General features: G+C 31.9%; 19 protein-coding genes. 17 read left to right on the top strand and 2 right to left on the bottom strand.

What is annotated here, in order from left to right; genetic code table 11:
• The first annotated feature begins 136 nt into the window (after positions 1-136).
• Positions 137-2,062 (top strand): PAS domain-containing sensor histidine kinase, encoded by a 1,926-nt coding sequence (locus BMY33_RS08855; RefSeq protein ID WP_170837045.1) that lies wholly within the window; start codon positions 137-139, stop codon positions 2,060-2,062.
• Positions 2,049-2,456 (top strand): response regulator, encoded by a 408-nt coding sequence (locus BMY33_RS08850; protein WP_091407627.1) that lies wholly within the window; start codon positions 2,049-2,051, stop codon positions 2,454-2,456. Before BMY33_RS08855 ends, BMY33_RS08850 begins: the two co-directional genes overlap by 14 nt.
• Positions 2,457-2,468: 12 nt before the next feature.
• Here BMY33_RS08850 and gldA read toward each other — a convergent pair whose 3' ends face one another.
• Complete coding sequence (gene gldA, locus BMY33_RS08845) at positions 2,469-3,362, bottom strand: gliding motility-associated ABC transporter ATP-binding subunit GldA (RefSeq protein ID WP_091407625.1); 894 nt, start codon at positions 3,360-3,362, stop codon at positions 2,469-2,471.
• Between the two features lie 320 nt (positions 3,363-3,682).
• Here gldA and BMY33_RS08840 point away from each other — a divergent pair, with 320 nt between their 5' ends.
• Positions 3,683-4,999 (top strand): glycoside hydrolase family 1 protein, encoded by a 1,317-nt coding sequence (locus BMY33_RS08840; RefSeq protein WP_091407623.1) that lies wholly within the window; start codon positions 3,683-3,685, stop codon positions 4,997-4,999.
• On the opposite strand, the gene BMY33_RS08835 is transcribed toward BMY33_RS08840, so the two are convergent.
• Positions 4,996-5,457, bottom strand: a complete 462-nt coding sequence (locus BMY33_RS08835) for an Lrp/AsnC family transcriptional regulator (RefSeq protein WP_091407622.1) — start codon at positions 5,455-5,457, stop codon at positions 4,996-4,998. The two genes, BMY33_RS08840 and BMY33_RS08835, sit on opposite strands and share 4 nt — an antisense overlap.
• Before the next feature lie 184 nt (positions 5,458-5,641).
• Here BMY33_RS08835 and BMY33_RS08830 point away from each other — a divergent pair, with 184 nt between their 5' ends.
• The 14 genes from BMY33_RS08830 to queA all read left to right on the top strand — a co-directional run bounded on the left by BMY33_RS08830 (position 5,642) and on the right by queA (position 20,603).
• Positions 5,642-6,616, top strand: a complete 975-nt coding sequence (locus tag BMY33_RS08830; protein ID WP_091407619.1) for an NAD-dependent epimerase/dehydratase family protein — start codon at positions 5,642-5,644, stop codon at positions 6,614-6,616.
• Between the two features lie 65 nt (positions 6,617-6,681).
• Entirely contained in the window at positions 6,682-7,869 is a 1,188-nt protein-coding gene (gene kbl / locus BMY33_RS08825) for a glycine C-acetyltransferase (RefSeq protein ID WP_091407618.1), read from the top strand.
• A gap of 348 nt (positions 7,870-8,217) precedes the next feature.
• Complete coding sequence (locus tag BMY33_RS08820; RefSeq protein WP_091407616.1) at positions 8,218-9,048, top strand: prephenate dehydratase; 831 nt, start codon at positions 8,218-8,220, stop codon at positions 9,046-9,048.
• Positions 9,045-10,202, top strand: a complete 1,158-nt coding sequence (locus tag BMY33_RS08815) for a pyridoxal phosphate-dependent aminotransferase (protein ID WP_091407615.1) — start codon at positions 9,045-9,047, stop codon at positions 10,200-10,202. The genes BMY33_RS08820 and BMY33_RS08815 overlap by 4 nt, the downstream gene beginning before the upstream one ends.
• The gene (locus BMY33_RS08810; protein WP_091407613.1) at positions 10,199-11,047 is read left to right on the top strand and encodes a prephenate dehydrogenase; all 849 of its coding nucleotides are present in this window, start codon (positions 10,199-10,201) and stop codon (positions 11,045-11,047) included. Before BMY33_RS08815 ends, BMY33_RS08810 begins: the two co-directional genes overlap by 4 nt.
• Positions 11,048-11,093: 46 nt before the next feature.
• Complete coding sequence (locus BMY33_RS08805; protein WP_091407612.1) at positions 11,094-12,176, top strand: bifunctional 3-deoxy-7-phosphoheptulonate synthase/chorismate mutase type II; 1,083 nt, start codon at positions 11,094-11,096, stop codon at positions 12,174-12,176.
• 50 nt (positions 12,177-12,226) lie between these two features.
• Positions 12,227-13,177 (top strand): ribosome small subunit-dependent GTPase A, encoded by a 951-nt coding sequence (gene rsgA / locus BMY33_RS08800; protein ID WP_091407610.1) that lies wholly within the window; start codon positions 12,227-12,229, stop codon positions 13,175-13,177.
• Between the two features lie 48 nt (positions 13,178-13,225).
• A complete protein-coding gene (dtd, locus tag BMY33_RS08795) occupies positions 13,226-13,678 on the top strand; it encodes a D-aminoacyl-tRNA deacylase (RefSeq protein ID WP_091407608.1) in 453 nt (150 codons plus the stop codon).
• 28 nt (positions 13,679-13,706) lie between these two features.
• Complete coding sequence (locus BMY33_RS08790; RefSeq protein ID WP_091407606.1) at positions 13,707-15,623, top strand: DUF3857 domain-containing protein; 1,917 nt, start codon at positions 13,707-13,709, stop codon at positions 15,621-15,623.
• Positions 15,624-15,643: 20 nt separating this feature from the next.
• Positions 15,644-17,668, top strand: a complete 2,025-nt coding sequence (locus BMY33_RS08785) for a DUF3857 domain-containing protein (RefSeq protein ID WP_091407604.1) — start codon at positions 15,644-15,646, stop codon at positions 17,666-17,668.
• 3 nt (positions 17,669-17,671) lie between these two features.
• Positions 17,672-17,998, top strand: coding sequence for a nucleotide pyrophosphohydrolase (locus tag BMY33_RS08780; protein WP_091407602.1), 327 nt, complete (start codon positions 17,672-17,674; stop codon positions 17,996-17,998).
• Positions 17,998-18,252 carry a hypothetical protein gene (locus tag BMY33_RS08775; protein WP_091407600.1) on the top strand — a complete coding sequence of 85 codons (255 nt, stop codon included), beginning with the start codon at positions 17,998-18,000 and terminating at the stop codon, positions 18,250-18,252. The genes BMY33_RS08780 and BMY33_RS08775 overlap by 1 nt, the downstream gene beginning before the upstream one ends.
• A 1-nt stretch (position 18,253) precedes the next feature.
• On the top strand, positions 18,254-19,474 hold the full coding sequence (locus BMY33_RS08770) for a 3-phosphoshikimate 1-carboxyvinyltransferase (RefSeq protein WP_091407599.1): 1,221 nt from the start codon (positions 18,254-18,256) through the stop codon (positions 19,472-19,474).
• A 79-nt stretch (positions 19,475-19,553) separates the two neighbouring features.
• Positions 19,554-20,603, top strand: coding sequence for a tRNA preQ1(34) S-adenosylmethionine ribosyltransferase-isomerase QueA (queA, locus tag BMY33_RS08765; protein WP_091407597.1), 1,050 nt, complete (start codon positions 19,554-19,556; stop codon positions 20,601-20,603).
• Positions 20,604-20,694 lie beyond the last annotated feature (91 nt).

Genomic DNA, 20,694 nt, shown 5'->3' with positions numbered 1-20,694 from the left:
TTTGCAGTGATTATTGGGTTGGAGCCATATTATTATTGAGGTTTATTAACATATTTTTGTGGGGAATTTTCCTTAATTTTAAGTAAATTCCTATCTAAATACCCCCTCTTTCTATTATTATAAAATGAATAAGACAATGAAACTTAAAAAAACAATAGATTTAGATCCAGTTTTGGATGATAGGGAACATTATTTAAAGAAACAATTGTACAGTCTAGTTAAAACAGATAGTTCAATATTTGATTTCTTACAAGTTGGAGCACTTGATGGATTATGGTTTTGGGATCTGTTAGACCCTGAAAATGTATGGATGAACTCTAGTTATTGGACTACATTTGGATATGATCCAGAAAAGATGCCGCATAAAGTAGATTCTTGGCAAGATATTGTGTTTAAGGAAGATCTAAAAAATGTATATGCTAATTTCGCAAGTCATTCAAAAGACCCTAGTTGTCCTTATGATCAAGTGGTTAGGTTTAAACATAAATTAGGTCATACTGTGTGGGTTCGTTGTAGGGGAATGATGTTAAGAGATGAAAAAGGGAAGCCTATTAAAATGTTAGGCGCACACACGGATATTACAGATATTAAAAATAAAGAAGAGGAACTAAGACTTCAGTCAGCTTTCTTTGAACATATTATAGATGGTACAGGTTTAGGAACCTGGCAGTGGAATGTTAAAACAGGTGAAACGATTCTTAATGAACGTTGGGCAGAAATGATTGGATATTCACTTGCTGAGTTAGAACCAATTTCATTAGGTACTTGGTTGGAATATTCTACTAAAGAAGATCAAGATAGATCGAATAAGCTTTTGAAAGATCATTTCAATAAAAAAACTCCTTTTTATGAATGTGAGTTTAGAATGAAACATAAAAACGGTGAGTGGATATGGGTTTTGGATAGAGGAAAAGTAGTAAGCTGGGATCAAGACGGAAATCCCGAATGGATGGTTGGATCACATCAGGAAATAACCAAAAAGAAAAAAGATTTTGAGAGAAATAGACTTTTTATAGAGCAAACACCTAGTGCCATTGCTATGTTCGATAACAAAATGGACTATTTAGCGGCTTCTCAGAAATGGTTTGAGATTTATGAAATTGAAGATAAAGAAATCTTAGGAAAATCATATTATGAAATCTTTTCTAAAATCAGTGAAAGAAGAAAGAAGAATATTGTCAATTGTCTGAAAGGAAAAGTAATAAAGAACTACGAGGAAAAAGTAAAAACGAAAAGCGGTAAATTTAGATGGTTATCATGGGAATTGCGCACTTGGTACTCTAATGATCAAGAAATTGGAGGTTTGATAATTCATGTTTCAGATATTACTACAATTAAAAAAGAAGAAGAATTAAAGTCTTTGTTAAGAGTAGCAGAAGATCAGAATAGAAGATTAAAAAACTTTGCTCATATCGTATCTCATAACTTAAAGTCTCATTCTGGAAATTTTGAAATGTTGTTGGATTTATTCTTACAAGAGAATCCAGAAATAGAAGATAACGAAATTATAAAGCTTTTTAAAACAGCTTCTAGTAATCTTTCTGATACGATTGCTCATCTAAATGAAGTAGTCTTAATAAATACTTCTTTAGATAAAAGTCTGGTATCTATGGAATTGAAAGATGTTATTGACGAAGTGGTAAGAGGTGTTTCTGCAATAGCATTAGAATCCAAGGTAGAAATTAATAACTTAGTTAGTGATGAAATAGATGTATTGGCCATTCCTGCATATTTGGATAGTATACTACTTAACTTTATAACAAATGGGATAAAGTATAGATCAAAGAAAAGAAAGAGTCATATAACTCTTAGTGCTGTCAAAACTAAGAACTATGTAGTATTGTCTATTGAGGATAATGGATTAGGTATAGATTTAACCAAACATCGATCTAAGTTATTTGGGATGTATAAAACCTTTCATTCCAATATTAAGAATTCAAGAGGTATAGGATTGTTTATTACTAAGAATCAGGTAGAAGCAATTGGAGGTAAAATAGAGGTAACTAGTAAAGTTAATCAAGGAACAACTTTTAAAATTTACATGAAATATGAGAAGAATTGATATTGCTTGTGTTATAGATGATGATCCCATTTTTGTTTTTGGGATCAAAAAGGTTATGCAGTTAATTGACTTTTGTGAAGGAATCATGGTTTTTAAAAACGGCCAAGAGGCATTAAATAATTTAGGAGCAATTATTTCTGCAAAAGAAAAATTACCAGATATTATTTTATTGGATTTAAATATGCCAATATTGGATGGATGGCAGTTTTTGGATGAATTTATTAAGATACCTTGCGAAAAAGAAATTCTTATTTATGTTGTTTCTTCATCTGTTGATCCAGAAGATGTTTTAAAAGCGAAGTCCTATGAGGGAGTTAGTGATTATATTGTAAAACCTATATCTGTTTCAAAACTAAAAGAGGTTTTGTACGATTTTGAAAATGCTCTAAACTAAATTTTGAAAGTATTATTTAGTTAATTCTCTAAATAAACTTTCTAAATCTTTATTTTTTCTGGAAAGTTGAAGGATTTTTAATTCGTTATCATGGGCAAAATCAAAAACCGCGGATCTCATATCGGTGGTGGTATCAAATGTAAGTTGATAAATAAAACCGTGAATGTTCTTCACATCTTTGATGTGATCAAATTTCAATAAAAATGCTTCCTCGACTCTATAATCAAATTCAACTTCTATAAGTTGATCCATTTGATCAGTCATTTCGTTTAAATTTTTATCAGCTACTATTTCTCCTTGATCAATAATGATTACTCTATCACACATCGCTTCAACTTCTTGCATGATGTGTGTGGATAGAAAGACTGTTTTTTCTCTTCCAACAGATTTGATGAGTTCTCTTATTTCTACTAATTGATTAGGATCAAGACCTGTTGTTGGTTCATCGAGTATCAAAACTTTTGGATCATGTAATAAAGCACAAGCCAATCCAACACGTTGCCGGTACCCTTTAGATAATTGACTAATTTTTTTATTTGATTCAGGTAGAAGGCCTGTCAATATAATTACTTCTTCTATTCTAGATTTAGGAATTTTATATACTTGTGCATTAAATAATAAATATTCTCTAACATACATTTCTAAATATAACGGATTATGTTCGGGAAGATATCCAACACTTCGCTGTACTTCTATAGATTGTGTCTGTATGTTATAACCATTAACCAACGCTTCTCCTTCTGTAGGATCCAAATAGGTAGTTAAGATTTTCATCATCGTAGATTTTCCTGCACCATTGGGGCCTAAAAACCCAACAATTTCACCTTGATTTACCTTAAAAGAAACTTCTTTTAGGGCGTTTTGATTATCATATATCTTCGTAATATTTGAAACTGAAATTGACATAAATATGTATTATAACTACCTGTTATGTTCAAAAGTACATAAAACGATATTTATTGTGTACACAACCAATAAAAAAATGAAAAACTGATCAATAACATTAAGATAATATTTAAGTAAAACTATGCGTAATGTATTTCTTTAAATTTATAAACTAAAGCTAGTTAATATGTTAATTGATAAATTAAGTAATAGCATAGTGCGTTTTTTTACCAAGTTGGTATGTGGTATGCAGCAAGCTGTTTTTTTTGTGATATTCCTTTTTATTAAGAAGGGTTTGTTCAAACATTAATGATTATTTTCTCATAGTATTCTACTTGTCGATGGATAGTAATACCGATCATCTTGTTTGGGGTGTCACAATTGCCGCGGCTCAAACTGAAGGAGCCCATGACCGAGATGGTAGAGGCCCTTCCATATGGGATACATTTACGAAGAAGTCTCATAAAATTAAAGATAAATCCAATAACCAGATAGCGACAAATTTTTACGATCGTTATAAAGAAGATATTGACCTGTCAATTGATATAGGTCTAAAAATTTTTCGTTTTTCTATTTCATGGTCAAGAGTTTTACCTAAAGGTACGGGGTCAATAAATAAAAAAGGGATAGCATTTTATAACAAGGTAATCGATTATTGCTTAGAAGTTGGTATTGAACCTTGGATTACTACATATCATTGGGATTTACCACAAAATTTACAAGATAAAGGTGGTTGGAGGAATAGAGAAATAATTATTGATTATGAAAATTATATTACACTCCTTAAAGATCATTTTTCGGATCGTGTAAAAAAATGGATACTTCTTAATGAAGCTATTGTTTGTGTTGGAGCAGGTTATTTTTTAGGAATACATGCTCCCGGAAAACGTGGGATTAAAAACTTTAGCGCTAGTATTCATCATATGTTATTAGCTCAAGCCAAAGGTCATAGGATTTTAAAAGAAAGAAAAGGATTAGAAGTAGGAACTGCTGTTAGCTGTACGAAAATTGACTCCTACTCTAATCAAAGAAAAGATCTAAAGGCCGCTAAGAGGATTGATGCATTAATGAATCGTCTATGCATAGAACCATATATTGGTTTAGGATATCCTGAAAAAGAACTACCTCTTGTAAAAAGATTTAAGAAATTTATAAAAGATGGTGATATGGAGGAAATGAAAGTTGATTTTGACTTTTGGGGAATCCAAACGTATGCAAGAGAGGTTGTCAGAAGTGCTTGGTATATTCCTTATTTGGGAAGTGTTTTGGTCACGCCAAAAAAAAGAAAAGTTCCTGTTTCTGTTATGGGATGGGAAACATATCCAGAAGGAGTTCAATATTTTTTAGAAAGATTTTCGAATTATGATCCGAAAAAACCTTTGTGGCTTTCAGAATGTGGAATAGCATTATCAGAAAAAGAAGATGATTCTGAACGAATTGAATATTATAAAAAGATTATTAATGGTATGAACAAGGTTGTTGATAAAGGAATTAATCTAAAAGGAATTTTGCTCTGGACTCTAGTTGATAATTTTGAATGGGCAGAAGGTTATGTTCCAAGGTTCGGAATAGTAAGCATGGATAAAAAGACATTAAATCGAAAAATGAAAAAAACAGCATTCTGGCTCAAAGATTATCTGTCAAGCAATTCAGTTTAGATATAAAACTCAGATGAATGCTTGATTTCTTTTAAAACAAATGTGCTATTTAAAACTCCAATATTTTCAATTTTAGAAAGTTTGGTCTTTACAAAATCGTGATATTCTTCTAAGCTTTTAGTATGAATTTTTAAAACGAAATCTACCTGACCAGCCATATGATAACACTCCTGAACTTCATCTAGATTTTGAATTTGTTCTTCGAATTTTTCAATAAATGCCTCATTGTGATATCTCATTGATACCTGACAAATAGTAGTTATTGATCTATCTATGAGCTTTTTGTCTAAAATTGCTACATATTTTTTTATAAAACCTTGCTTTTCTAGTCTTCTAACTCTTTCATAAACGGGAGAAGGTGTTAAGTTCAAGATAGTAGCAATCTCTTTAGCTGTTTTTTTAGAATCTTTTTGCAAAATTCTAAGGATTGTGATATCGGTTTGATCTAATTGGTCCATTAATGTCGATTAAAAATTACTTCAAAATTGCTAGTCATGTTAGTGATAAAAGTAAATAAAACTTAATAATATTAAATATAAAGGAATAATTACTTAAATATTAATTAAAATCGGATATAAAAGTTGCTATTAGTAATTTAGTAAGTGAATAATGCTTGTTAAGTGTTAAAATTTTAAGAGGGATATGGATACAAAAGTTTTAGTGATTGGAGCAAATGGACAACTTGGTTCTGTTTTGACAAAAGAACTTCAAAAAAAATATACTATAGAAAATGTAATAGCTTCAGACCTTAGACAAAATGAGGAATATAAGGGGATATTCGAGATCATTGATGCTACTAATAAGAATAGGATTCAGGAAGTTGTAGAGAGATACAAGATTACCCAAATTTATCATTTGGCTGCAATTTTATCGGCTAAAGGAGAAGAAACACCTCTGGCTACTTGGGATATTAATATGAAAACTCTGTTTAATGTTCTAGAGGTATCAAGAGAAAATAATATAGATAAAGTATTTTTTCCTAGTTCAATTGCTGTATTTGGGGAAGGAGCACCTTTAGATAATACACCTGATAATGCATACCTTAATCCGGCAACAGTGTATGGTATTAGTAAGGCAGCTGGAGAAAACTGGGCACAATATTATTTTCTAAGATATGGCTTAGATGTTAGATCAATTCGATATCCAGGTGTAATAGGCTATCAATCATTACCTGGAGGCGGAACTACAGATTATGCAGTGGATATATACCACAAAGCGGTATTAGAAGAAGAGTTTGAATGTTTTTTGAAACAAGACACAATGCTTCCTATGATTTTTATGGATGATGCTATAAGAGCTACTATTGAACTAATGGAAGCTCCTAAAGATAGTATTACAGTAAGAACTTCATATAATATAGCTGGAATTAGTTTTTCTCCTGAAGAAGTTGTTTCCGAAATTCGTAAATTATATCCAGATTTTAAAGTAAACTATAAACCTGATTTCAGACAAGAAATAGCTTCTAGATGGCCAAAATCAATTGATGATGCATCTGCTAAAAAAGAATGGGGATGGCAACCTCGTTATGATCTTAAAGATATTACTGAGATAATGATCGAAAAACTTCAGAAGAAGTATAAGAAAGGTTCTAAAAGTAAAGAGCTTTTGATATTTTAGTAGTCTTGTTTAATAGACTTACAATTTGAATTTAATTAGTAAATAATAAAATAAAGAATACCATAATGTTTTCAAATATTAAAGACGATTTACAAAAAGAGCTAGACGAGATTAAATCGGCAGGTTTATATAAATCAGAAAGAATAATAACTACCCCACAAGGAGCGGAAATAGATACTACAAATACAAAACATGTTTTAAATTTTTGTGCAAACAATTATCTAGGGCTTTCATCTCATCCAGATGTTATAAAAGCAGGTAAGGATGCTATTGATTCTCATGGGTATGGATTATCTTCTGTTCGATTTATTTGCGGTACGCAAGATATCCATAAAGAATTAGAACGAAAAACTGCAGAATTTTTAGGAATGGAAGATTGTATTCTATATGCGGCAGCTTTTGATGCTAATGGAGGTGTTTTTGAACCTATCCTTACAGCAGAAGATGCGATTATTTCAGACTCACTTAATCATGCATCTATAATTGATGGGATTCGATTATGTAAAGCAAAACGTTTTAGATATGAGCATAATAATATGGTTGACCTCGAAAAACAATTACAGTCAGCAAAAGGATCTAGAAGGATATTAATTGTAACCGATGGTTCCTTTTCTATGGATGGTACCATTGCACAATTAGATAAAATTTGTGATTTGGCAGATACGTATGAAGCTATGGTAATGATAGATGAATGTCATTCTACAGGTTTTCTGGGAAAAACAGGTCGTGGTACTCATGAGTATCGAAATGTAATGGGTAGAATTGATATTATCACGGGAACCTATGGTAAAGCACTTGGTGGAGCTTCTGGTGGTTTTACAGCTGCAAGAAAAGAAATCGTAGATATGTTAAGACAACGATCTAGACCTTATTTGTTTTCTAATACAGTAGCTCCTTCGATTGTAGGAGCTTCAATTAAAGTGTTGGATTTATTAAGTTCTTCAACTGTTCTAAGAGATAAACTAGAGGAAAATACTAAATATTTTAGATCAGAAATGACTGCAGCAGGGTTTGATATAGTTTCTGGTGATCACCCAATAGTTCCGGTAATGCTATATGAAGCTACATTAGCGCAAGAGTTCGCTGCCAAATTATTAGATGAAGGAATTTATGTTATTGGGTTTTTCTATCCAGTGGTTCCAAAAGGCAAAGCCCGAATTAGAGTGCAATTGTCTGCTGGACATGATCGACAACATCTGGAAAAGGCAGTGAAAGCATTTACTAAAGTAGGTAAAGAGCTGGGAGTAATATAATTACTAACGTTTGTTAGTGTTGTAAAACTTAAAAGATTCTTACTATACGGGTTAGTTTATTTAAAATATTTCATTGATTCTTGTTAGAAATTTGATATTTGATGATAATAGCTTGGAATCAATGAAAAAAACAAAAAAATATTTTGTATGGTAATAGTTTTATCTAATTTAGCAACGTATTAAAGAAACAACAATGAGCAATTTGTTTACTTGGAACCGATTTTATTTTTTCTTCTTTTATTTTAAAAGCAAGATCGGGATCGCTATGTAAATAAATAAGCAAAATTTATAAAATTAGAATCCCGATGAAAAATCGGGATTTTTTTTTGAAATCAAAATTTAAAACGTTTGAGAAAAAAAGTTGCCATACAAGGAATAAAAGGATCGTATCATCATGGGGTTGCCCAAGCATATTTTGGTGATCAAATAGATATTGATGAATGTATGTCTTTTCAGGAACTGGTTCATAGTTTAGAGAAAAAAGAGAGTACTGATGCGGTTATGGCAATAGAGAATTCTATTGCAGGTTCAATTATACCTAATTATGCATATATTGATGAGCACGATTTGACAATATGTGGAGAGTATTTTCAACCAATCCATCATTGTTTGATGGCTTTAAATGGACAGGAAATTTCAGATATAAAAGAGGTGTATTCTCATCCAATGGCTTTGCTCCAATGCAAAGAGTTTTTTAGAGACCAACCACATATTAAATTGGTAGAGGATTCGGATACAGCAGATGTAGCAAAAAGGATTAAAGAACAAGGATTAAAAGGGGTAGCTGCAGTAGCAGGAGAAACTGCAGCGAACATATATCAATTAAATATTTTGGCAAAGGAAATCCAGACAATTAAATCAAATTGTACAAGGTTTTTTATACTCACGACTAGAGAAGATTCTGGAGTGGATAGTAAAGAAATTAACAAGGCATCCTTAAAATTTCTAACAGATCATAAAAGAGGGAGTTTAGCTACTGTTCTCAATGTGATGAGTGATTGTGGGTTGAATCTCACTAAGATTCAATCATTGCCCGTTATTGATATGCCTTGGAAATACTCTTTTTTTGTAGATGTAACGTTTACGAAATATGAGGATTATCAAAAAGCGGTTTCAGTATTAAAAATAATGGCATTAGAACTTAAAATTTTAGGAGAATATAAAAATCAAAACGGATGAGTATTCAAACTGCAAAAAGACTAGAAACAGTTGAAGAGTATTATTTCTCTAAAAAATTAAGAGAAGTAAGAGCTCTTGCAGCTTCAGGAAAACCAATTCTAAATATGGCGATAGGTAGCCCTGATTTAGATCCGCCTAAAGAAGTTGTAGAAGCTATACAAGGAGCTGTCGTTTTAGATGGCGCTCATAAATATCAGAGTTATCAAGGGATTCCTGAATTGAGGAGTGCTATTTCGGATTTTTACAAAATTAAATACAATGTAATTTTAAATCCAGAAAATGAAATTTTGCCTTTAATGGGATCCAAAGAAGGTATTATGCACATTTCATTAGCATATCTTAATGAAGGAGATGAGGTTTTGATTCCTAATCCTGGATATCCGACCTATACATCAGTTACTAATTTGGTTGGTGCCAAGCCTATATACTATGATTTGGTAGCTGGTAATGGATGGGAACCTAATTTTGAAATTTTGTCAAAGAAAGATCTTAGTAAGGTGAAAATTATGTGGGTTAATTATCCTCACATGCCTACTGGAGCTAATGGTAATATTGATTTGTTTAAAAAGTTAATAGATTTTGCAACCGATCATGATATTTTATTGATTAATGATAACCCATATAGTTTTATCCTAAATGATAATCCATTAAGTATTTTGTCGATTCCTGGAGCTAAAAAAGTTGCATTAGAGTTAAATTCATTAAGTAAGACATTTAATATGGCTGGCTGGCGAGTAGGAATGGTTAGTGGAAGCGATGATAAAATAGAAGCTATTCTAAAAGTGAAAAGTAATATGGATAGTGGGATGTTTCAAGGTATTCAAAAAGGAGCTATTGCGGCATTAAATATTTCAGAGAGTTGGTATTCAGAAATGAATACTATATATAATAAAAGAAGAGAACGAATTTGGGAACTAGCATCAATTTTAGGATGTACGTATGATAAAACAGCAACGGGGATGTTTGTCTGGGCGAAACTACCAGAGGGTATTAATGCAGTAGAGTTTATTGATAGTATATTGTATGAAAATAGTGTTTTTATAACTCCAGGTGATATTTTTGGGAGTAATGGAAAAGGATATATTCGTTTTTCGTTGTGTGTAACTAAAAATAATATTAATGAAGCAATCAAAAGATTACAAGTAGAGGCATGAAAGTATTTGTTATAGGTGTTGGATTAATCGGAGGGTCATTTGCTATTGATATCAAAGCAGCTTTTAATGAGGCCGAAATTTATGGTGTTGATAAAAATGAAGAACATCTAGATAAAGCTCTTTCATTAGGGTTTGTAGATAAAAAATCAAGTTTTGAAGAATTAGATAAGGCAGATGTTGTAATCACATCAATCCCTGTAGATATTACTGTAAAGTTGTTACCAGAGATTCTAGATAAGATTAATGATGAATGTTTGGTTTTTGATGTAGGATCTACTAAAAAGAAGTTGTGTAATTCTGTAAATGATCATCCTAAAAGAAGAAATTATTTAGCAGCACACCCTATTGCGGGGACTGAGTTTTCAGGGCCACAAGCGGCTATAGCAAATTTATATCGTGGTAAAACTAATATCATTTGCGAAGTAGAAAAGACGGCTTTTAAACTGCAAGAACGTGGAATGGAAATTTTCACAAGATTAGGGATGAGGATACGATATATGGATCCTGCTTCTCACGATAAACATATCGCATATGTATCACACTTATCACATATTAGCTCTTTTATGCTAGGGAAAACGGTAATTGAAAAAGAAAAAAATGAGCGTGATATTTTTGATATGGCAGGTAGTGGATTTGCATCTACAGTAAGGTTAGCAAAAAGTTCCCCCGAAATGTGGGCCCCTATTTTTAAGCATAATAAAGAAAATGTAGTCGAAACTTTAACTGAATATATAGCGAATCTTACACAGTTTAAAGAGTTGATGGAGGAGGATAACTTTGTAGAAATTTATAAAGAAATGGAAGACACCAATCATATAAAAACAATTTTGAAAGGAATTTCATAAAATAACCACTTAAAAACAGATTATTAATAGAGAATAAAAAATAAAAATGGAGAATAAGAAAGAACTAAGAAACTGGTTAGACGAATATAACCTAAATCACCCATTGGTGATTGGGGGACCTTGTAGCGCAGAAACCGAAGAACAAGTAGTCAAGATAGCACATCAACTTAAAGATTCTGACGCAACAGTACTTCGTGCAGGAATTTGGAAGCCAAGAACTAGACCGGGTAATTTCGAAGGTGTAGGGGCTTTAGGGCTAAAATGGTTGCAACGAGCTAAAGAAGAAACAGGAATGAAAATAGCTACTGAGGTAGCAAACCCACATCACGTAGAATTAGCACTTGAACATGGTGTCGATGTATTATGGATTGGAGCTAGAAGTACAGTTTCTCCTTTTATTGTTCAAGATATTGCTGAAGCTTGTAGAGGTATTGATAATCCAGTATTAATCAAAAATCCAATTAATCCGGATTTATCACTTTGGTTAGGAGCTGTTGAGCGTTTTTATACGTGTGATGTTAAAAACTTAGGTGTGATACACAGAGGATTTTCTACATATGAAAAAACGAAGTACCGTAATATTCCAGAATGGCAAATACCAATTGATTTACAAAATCGTTTTCCGGATTTACCTCTGATTTTAGACCCTTCACATATTGCAGGGAGAAGAGATCTTATTTTTGATCTTTCACAGACCGCTTTGGATCTTAATTTTGATGGTTTAATTGTAGAGACTCATTATGATCCAGATAATGCTTGGAGTGATGCTGCGCAACAGATTACACCAGAAACTTTAGTACAACATATGAAAGATTTAAAAATTCGTAAAGAAATAGGAGTAGATGAGGCATACCAGCGAACTTTAAATGAATTACGAGCAAAAATTGATGTAGCTGATAATCAATTACTAGATGTTTTGTCTAAAAGAATGAAAATTTCTGATGAGATAGGTAAGGCTAAAGCAAAACAGAATGTAGCTATATTACAATCTAAGCGTTGGAATGAAATTTTAGGAAAAATGATTCTTGAAGGAGAAGAAAAGGGGTTAAGTGAAGAGTTTATGTTAAGAATATATAAGGCAATTCATCAAGAATCTATAAATCATCAGAAGAAGGTTGCTAAGTCTTAATTATGTACAATATTCATTAGGTATAGAGATTTATTTGCATCTTTGCGTTTATGACAGGAATAGTATATAAATCTACCGGAAGTTGGTATACCGTTAAAACCGATAACGGCACTGTGTATGAGTGCCGTATAAAAGGTAAATTTAGAATAAAAGGTATAAAAAGTACAAATCCTGTGTCAGTTGGTGACCAAGTGGATTTTAAACTAGAAACTAATAATGATAGAGAAACTGGCGTTATCGAAAACATAAGAGAACGCCGGAATTATATCATCAGAAAATCAGTGAATCTTTCAAAGCAAACCCACATCATTGCTTCAAACATTGATGTGGTTTTTTTATTGATTACACTCAATAATCCACCAACATTTACTGCGTTTATAGATCGTTTTTTGGTTACAGCGGAAGCTTATGATATAAAAGCTGTGCTGCTATTTAATAAAATAGACACATATGATGAAGAAGAACTTCTAGAAATAAAATATCTAGCTGCTTTATACAGAGAGATAGGATATGAGTGTATTGGTATATCTGCAAAAACGGGAAAAAATATAGGCAAGGTTAAGTCCTTAATGGAAGAACAAGTAAGTATGTTTTCCGGACATAGTGGTGTGGGTAAATCTACTTTGGTAAATTTAATAGAACCCAATCTATCTCTTAAAACTGCCGAAATAAGTGGTCAACACCAACAAGGACAACATACAACTACTTTTGCTGAAATGTATGATCTTAGTTTTGGTGCTAAAATTATTGATACGCCAGGTATCAAAGGTTTTGGAATTGTCGATATGGAAAAAGAAGAAGTGGGGGATTATTTCCCTGAATTTTTCGAATTAAAACAACAATGTAAGTTTAATAACTGTTTACATATAAATGAACCTAAATGTGCTGTAAAAGAAGCACTAGATAATGAAGAGATCGCTTGGTCTCGTTATAAAAGTTACTTGCAAATTCTAGAAGGAGAAGAAGAGCATTACCGTAAAAATAATTATGATGAAGAATAAAACTTTATTTTTCAAGGTAACATTTTCTATATAAAAGACACATACATAATGAGAGCTGTAATTCAAAGAGTTTCTGAAGCATCTGTGAAAGTAAAAGAGGACAAAGTTTCAGAGATCAATTTAGGTCTTTTGATTTTACTAGGAGTTGAAGAAGAGGATACTGAGGATGATGTATTATGGTTATCGGGAAAAATAAGCAGGCTAAGGATTTTTAGTGATGAGAATGGTATGATGAATAAAAGTATTCTTGATGTCGATGGAGATGCAATAGTGGTGAGTCAATTTACATTGCACGCTAGCACTAAAAAAGGAAATAGGCCTAGCTTTATTAAGGCTGCAAAACCAGAAAAAGCAATCCCATTGTATGAAGAGTTTATAAAACAACTAGAAAAAAGTTTCGGAAGAAAAGTGGGGACAGGAATTTTTGGTGCTGATATGAAAGTATCGTTGATTAATGACGGTCCAGTAACTATAATTTTTGACACCAAAAATAAAGAATAATTAACCGCACCCTAGAATAAAATTTGATATGCTAAAAAGAATACAACTTGTTTTAGTTGCCCTTTTCCTTTGTGTTTATACAAGAATAAGTGGTCAAGAAGATTTTAGTTTACAGTCAATACTTATAGATTCTTTACTTACTGAGAATGCGAATGCTATAGTAAGGTCAGAAGATATTGTAATACAGATTAATTCTATAAATTCTGTTACAATCAAAACTAAGCGCGTGGTTACAGTACTCAATAAATATGGGAATCGTCACGCAGATTCTTATGAACCATATGATCCTCAGACAAATATAAAAAGAGTACGTGCAACAGTTTTTGATGTTTTGGGGAAAGAAGTTAAAGAGTTTAGAAAAAAAGATTTTAGTGATAGAAGTATGTATGATGGGTTTTCACTAATAGGAGATAATCGATTTATATATTTTGAGTATACTCCTGTTGATTATCCTTATACAATGGTGTATGAAAGTGAAGTAGAAACTAAAAACTCTGCTTTTATTGAACCTTGGTTTCCAATTACCAATTATAATTTAAGTGTTGAGAATGCTTCTTATAAAGTTATTAATTTAAAAAAAATACCATTAAGAACTAAAGAAAAAGCATTTGTAGGGTATCCTATAGAAATTTTGAAAGGAGATCATGAAATATCATACATATTATCTAAGGTTCCTGCGCTAAATAAGGAACATCAAAGTCCTCCTTTTTCAGAGCTAGTGCCTTCTGGAAAAATAACTTTGGGAAATTTTTCTTTAGTAAATATAGAAGGAGTTGCGGATGATTGGAAAACTATGGGAAAATGGCAGTATCAAAATTTAGTTTCTGGAAGAGACGAATTACCGGATGAGGTCATAAAAAAGATGTCAGAATTAGTAGAGGGTGCTGATTCTAAAAAGGAAAAAACTAAACGAATCTATGAGTATGTACAGAATAAGACAAGGTATATCAGCGTCCAATTAGGGATCGGTGGATGGATGCCTATGAAAGCTTCAGATGTAGATAGATTAGGCTATGGAGACTGTAAAGCTCTAACCAATTATACTAAGGCGCTTTTAGAGTCTCAAAATATTCCTTCATTCTATACTATAGTCTATGGAGATTCGAGAAGAAGAGATATAGATGACGATTTTGCTTCTATGCAAGGGAATCATGTGATATTAAATGTCCCCAACGAAGAAGAAGATATTTGGTTAGAATGTACAAGTCAAACTGCACCTTTTAATTTTATTGGTGACTTTACAGATGATAGAAATGTACTTGTCATTAAGCCAGAAGGAGGAGAAATTAAAAGAACAAAAAAATACAAACCAGAAGAAAATACATTACATACCACTGCAACAATTTTCCTGCAAGAAGATGCTTCCATGGTAGCTGAAGTTGTATCAGAATCTAAAGGGTTACAGTATGATTGGAGGTATTTAACCAAACTAAAACCTGTTAAAGATCAAAAACTATATTTTAAGGAATATTGGAGTTATATCAATAATCTGAACGTTCTATCTTTAGATCTTATTGATGATAAAGATCACGTTACTTATCAGGAGAAAGTAAAAGTTAACGCAACAAATTATGCTACAAAAGTAGGGACTAGATTATTAATAACTCCTAATGTTTTTAATAGAGTAATAAGAAAAAAACCTAAATACAAAGACAGAAAAACAGCTTTGGTAATCTCAAGAGGTTATGTGGATTCTGATGAATATATAATAAAGTTACCCGCCGGCTATATAATTAATAAGCTTCCTGAGGGAAAAGTTTTTGAAACTGATTTTGGAGTATACTCTTGCAGTGTTAGTAAAGTAGATCAGTCTACCTTAAAATACATTAGAGAGCTAAGAATAAATGATGGTAGATACCCTAAAGAACAATATGAAGCATATAGACAATTTATGTCTAAAATCCAGAAAGCTGATAAAACAAAAATAGTACTCAAACAACAATAACAACTAATCAATCAATATCAATGGGAAAATTACATAAAGCAATTATAATTGTATTGCTGATGGTATCAGTAAATACAATTGCACAAGAATATAAGTTTGGCAAAGTATCAAAAGCAGAATTAATCGAAAAATCATATCCACTAGATAGTTCAGCAAATGCTGCGGTGTTATATGAAAATAAGAAGGTTTATTATAACTTTAATCAACAAAACGGTTTTCAGCTAATAACAGAAGTGTTTAAGCGTATTAAGCTTTATAATAAAAACGGTTCTGATCATGCAACAGAAGAGATTTTTTTGTATAAATATGGAGGGAATAAAGAGAAAGTGAGTGGTCTTAAAGGGGTTACTTATTCTTATGTAGGAGATAAAATCATAGAAACTAAATTAAAGAAAGACGGTATATTTAAAAATGAATACACAGAAAATAGAGATCAGATAAAATTTACAATGCCATCCCTACAAGACGGGTCTGTAATAGAGTTTAAATATAAAATCACGTCTCCTTTTGTTTACAGTATCGATAGAATTTACTTGCAAAATATAATACCGATAAATAAGCTTGAAGTGCAAATTAAGATGCCGGAATATTTTAATTTCAAGAAACTTACTAGTGGGTATTTACCAATAAATCTTAAGGAGTCAAGTGCTCAAGATGTTATTAATCTGACATCAAAGTCTAGGTCAAGTGGTGTAAGTACGCAAGGCAGAAATACTAAGTACTCCAATAGTAAAGTTGATTATAGAATTAATATAAATACAATTAATTCATCAAATATTCCTGCATTTAAATATGAACCGTATTCTGGGAATATACAGAATTATATATCTTCAATCAATTATGAGTTGTCTTATGTTAAATATCCTAATGAACCTGCGGATTATCGTTCATCAACTTGGGAAGATGTGTCAAAAACTATTTACGAAAATTCAAGTTTTGGAGATGAACTTAAAAGAAATAATTATTATAAAGAAGATATAGATAAGCTAGTTAGTACTGTTAGTAGTGAGTTAGACAAAACTGTAATAATTTATGATTATTTGAAGAAAAAGATGTCTTGGAACAGTAGAAGAGGGGTTTTCACGAATGCAGGAACTAAAAAAGCATATAAAGAGAATACCGGTAGTGTAGCTGAAATAAACTTAATGCTTACTTCTATGCTTGTTTATGCCGGTATTGATGCAAATCCAGTAATCTGTAGTACAAGTGATAAAGTAATTTCATTATTTCCGACGATTGATGGTTTTAATTACGTAATAAGTAGAGTGAAATTGGCAGATGGTAGTCTAATATATTTGGATGCTACTGACAAACACGGCGTGCCAAATGTTTTGCCTGATAGAATCATTAAGGGAATGGGAAGAGTAGTTGCTAAAAACGGTACTTCCCAAATGGTAGATTTTAGACCGGTAAAACCCTCTGTAAAAGCTTATAGAATGCAATGTGAAATAGATGAAGAAGGAGTAGCAAAAGGTAAACTCAGTGTTAGTTACAAAGATTATTTGGCTCATAATTATCGAGTGCTAAACTCAGCAAAAGATGATGCGAGTAAAGCAGAGCGTTTTGAAAAAAAATATGGAATTACCGAATTAGATGAATATACAGTAAAAGGTATTAAGGAGTATGGGAAAGGTGTAAATGAAAAATTTAATTTTACGATAGAAGATCAAATTGAAGCAATAGATGATGAGATATTCTTTTCACCTTTACTATTTTTGAGGGATAAAGAAAATATTTTTAAGTCTGATGACAGGAAATATCCTATTGACTTTGGGTATGGTTTTTCAAATAAATATATGGTGAACATCAAGATACCAGAAGGCTATGAGGTGGTAGAGTGTCCAAAAACGTCAGCATTTAAGTTGCCAGATAATATGGGTAAATTCACGTTTAGATCTAATGTTTCGAATGGAGTAATTCAGATTGTAGTGGATGAAACGGTTACATCTCCCGTGATTCCGGCAAACTATTATCCAACTATTAAGGAGTTCTATAATCAGGTGGTTAAAAAGGAAAATGAACAAGTAGTTCTTAAAAAAATATAAAAAATGAATATTCAAAATGCGCAAAAAGCTGTAGATGATTGGATCAAGAATCATGGAGTAAGATATTTTAATGAACTAACTAATATGGCCCAACTTACTGAAGAAGTAGGAGAAGTGGCTAGGATCATAGCACGTAGATATGGTGAGCAAAGCGAAAAAGAAAGTGATAAAAATAAAGATTTAGGAGAAGAATTAGCAGATGTTATGTTTGTGGTTCTATGCTTAGCTAATCAGACAGGTGTTGATCTTCAGGATGCTTTTGATAAAAAACTAGACATCAAAACAAAAAGAGATCACGATCGTCATCATAATAATGAAAAATTAAAATAATGTTTAGATCAATTGTTTCTTCAAAAAAGTATTGGAGCTCTGTAATTCTTTTAGGGCTTGTGTTTATTGTGTTGTATAGTGTTATTGAACATTTAATGCAGTATGGAGGTTTGGCTTTTGATATTTTTATGGAAGAGAAAATAAATGATGGTCTTTGGGTAAGATATGTTGCTTCCCGTGTCATAGGTGGATTAACTTATGGGATGATTTTGGGGTATTATTTTGAATTAAGAAAACGCAAATCCAATCGATAAAATGAATTTGAAATTAAATCACATTCCGAATATTAAGGATAATGTTCTGCAAATTACGGGGTCTAAAAGTGAGACAAATAGATTATTAATTTTACAATCACTGTATCCAAAGATTGAAATAGAGAACGTATCAAATAGTGATGATTCAGCATTAATGCAAGCTGCATTGAAGAGTACCAATGAGGTAGTGGATATTCATCATGCGGGAACAGCAATGAGGTTTCTTACAGCATATTTTGCTGTAAAAAATGGTAGAGAAACTATTCTAACAGGAAGTAAAAGAATGCAAGAGCGCCCTATAAAAATTCTGGTAGATGCGCTTAGGCAGTTGGGGTGTGAAATTAGCTATGAGAAAGAAGAAGGATATCCACCAATAAAAATAATAGGAAAAAATCCAGAAACAAATAAGGTTTCTTTAGCAGCTAACGTAAGTAGTCAATATATTTCTGCCTTAATGTTGATAGCATCGTCATTGCCAGAAGGACTAGAGATTGTTTTAGAAGGGAAAGTAACTTCAGTACCTTATATTAAGATGACGCTAAGTTTACTTAAAGATGTTGGAATTCAAGGAAGTTTCGAAAATAATGTGATCAACATACATCCTTTAAAAATAACTTTACCTAAACGGGTTGTGGTAGAATCAGATTGGAGTTCCGCTTCTTATTTTTATAGTATTGTTGCTTTGTCCAATAATAAGAGTGTTACATTAGGGAGTTATAAACAAAATAGTTATCAAGGAGATTCAGCTTTGGCTGAGATATACAGGGAACTTGGAGTGGAAACGACTTTTCATGATAATCAAATAACGTTAACTAAAAGTTCTGTTTCCAATGATTTAGATCAATTGGAATTAGATTTATCTAACTCTCCCGACATTGCTCAGACTATCGCCGTTACCTGTTTTGGCCTAGGGAAAGCTTGTTACCTTACAGGGTTACATACTCTAAAGATTAAAGAAACTGATAGATTAGAAGCGCTAAAGGTAGAAATAGAAAAATTAGGAGGTGAGGTTCTAATAACTGAAAATTCACTAAAACTAGCATCGTCTAAATCTATCAATTCAGATATCTCTATAGATACCTATCATGATCATCGTATGGCAATGGCTTTTGCTCCATTGGCGTTGAGGGAAACTTTACTGATTAATGATGCAGATGTGGTATCAAAATCGTATCCTGATTTTTGGAATGATTTAAAGAAATTAGATTTCAAAGTACTGTAAATAAAAATATAAATGGTGATTTACTTGACAACCCCTATGTCGAGATTGTATATTTGCACCTCCAAAAAAACAGACACTAATGAAGTTATCACATTTCAATTTTGACCTTCCTCAAGATTTATTAGCAGAGTATCCTTCAGAAAATAGGGATGAGGCGCGTCTAATGGTTCTTAATAGAAAGGATCAAACAATAGAGCATAAACAATTTAAAGATCTTATAGATTATTTTGAGCCCAATGATGTTATGGTTTTAAATAATACTAAAGTTTTTCCTGCTAGATTGTATGGTAACAAAGAAAAGACTGGAGCTAGAATTGAGGTTTTTTTATTACGTGAATTGAATTCAGAAACACGCCTTTGGGATGTATTGGTTGATCCAGCTCGTAAGATCAGGATAGGTAATAAATTATATTTTGGAGATGACGAAAGTTTAGTTGCAGAGGTTATTGACAATACTACTTCTAGAGGTAGAACGCTTCGTTTTTTATATGATGGGTCTTATGATGAATTTAGACAAAAACTTACAGATTTAGGAGAGACTCCTCTACCTAAATATATAAAAAGAGATGCAGAGCCAGAAGATGAAGAAAGATATCAAACAATTTATGCTAAAAATGAAGGTGCTGTAGCAGCTCCGACAGCTGGTTTGCATTTTTCTAAACATTTAATGAAACGTTTGGAGATAAAAGGAGTAGATTTTGCAGAAATAACACTTCACGTTGGTTTAGGTACATTTAACCCAGTAGAGGTTGAGGATTTATCTAAGCATAAAATGGATAGCGAAGAAGCATATGTTACTGCGCGCGCTACAGATACTATTAATAATGGTATTACTAACAAACAACGAATCTGTGCTGTTGGTACTACAGTTATGAGAGCATTGGAAAGTTCTGTTTCTTCGGATAATACTTTAAATGAATTTAGAGGATGGACAAATAAATTTATTTTTCCTCCTTATGATTTTAGTATAGCTAATAGTATGATTACAAATTTTCATACTCCAAAATCAACATTGTTAATGATGGTTTCAGCTTTTGCAGGTCATGATTTTATTAAAGAAGCTTACGAAGAAGCAGTGAAAGAAAAATATAAGTTTTATTCTTACGGTGATGCAATGCTAATCATCTAAAAGAGACTTGTTTTTATAATATACTAGTAAAAGAGCTCCACTTTATTTAATTTAAAGTGGAGCTTTTGGTTTCTAAATGTGTTTTAAATCC

The sequence above is a fragment of the Aquimarina amphilecti genome (assembly GCF_900109375.1).
Classification (GTDB): Bacteria; Bacteroidota; Bacteroidia; order Flavobacteriales; family Flavobacteriaceae; genus Aquimarina; species Aquimarina amphilecti.
This window is presented reverse-complemented; position numbering and strand designations above follow the sequence as displayed.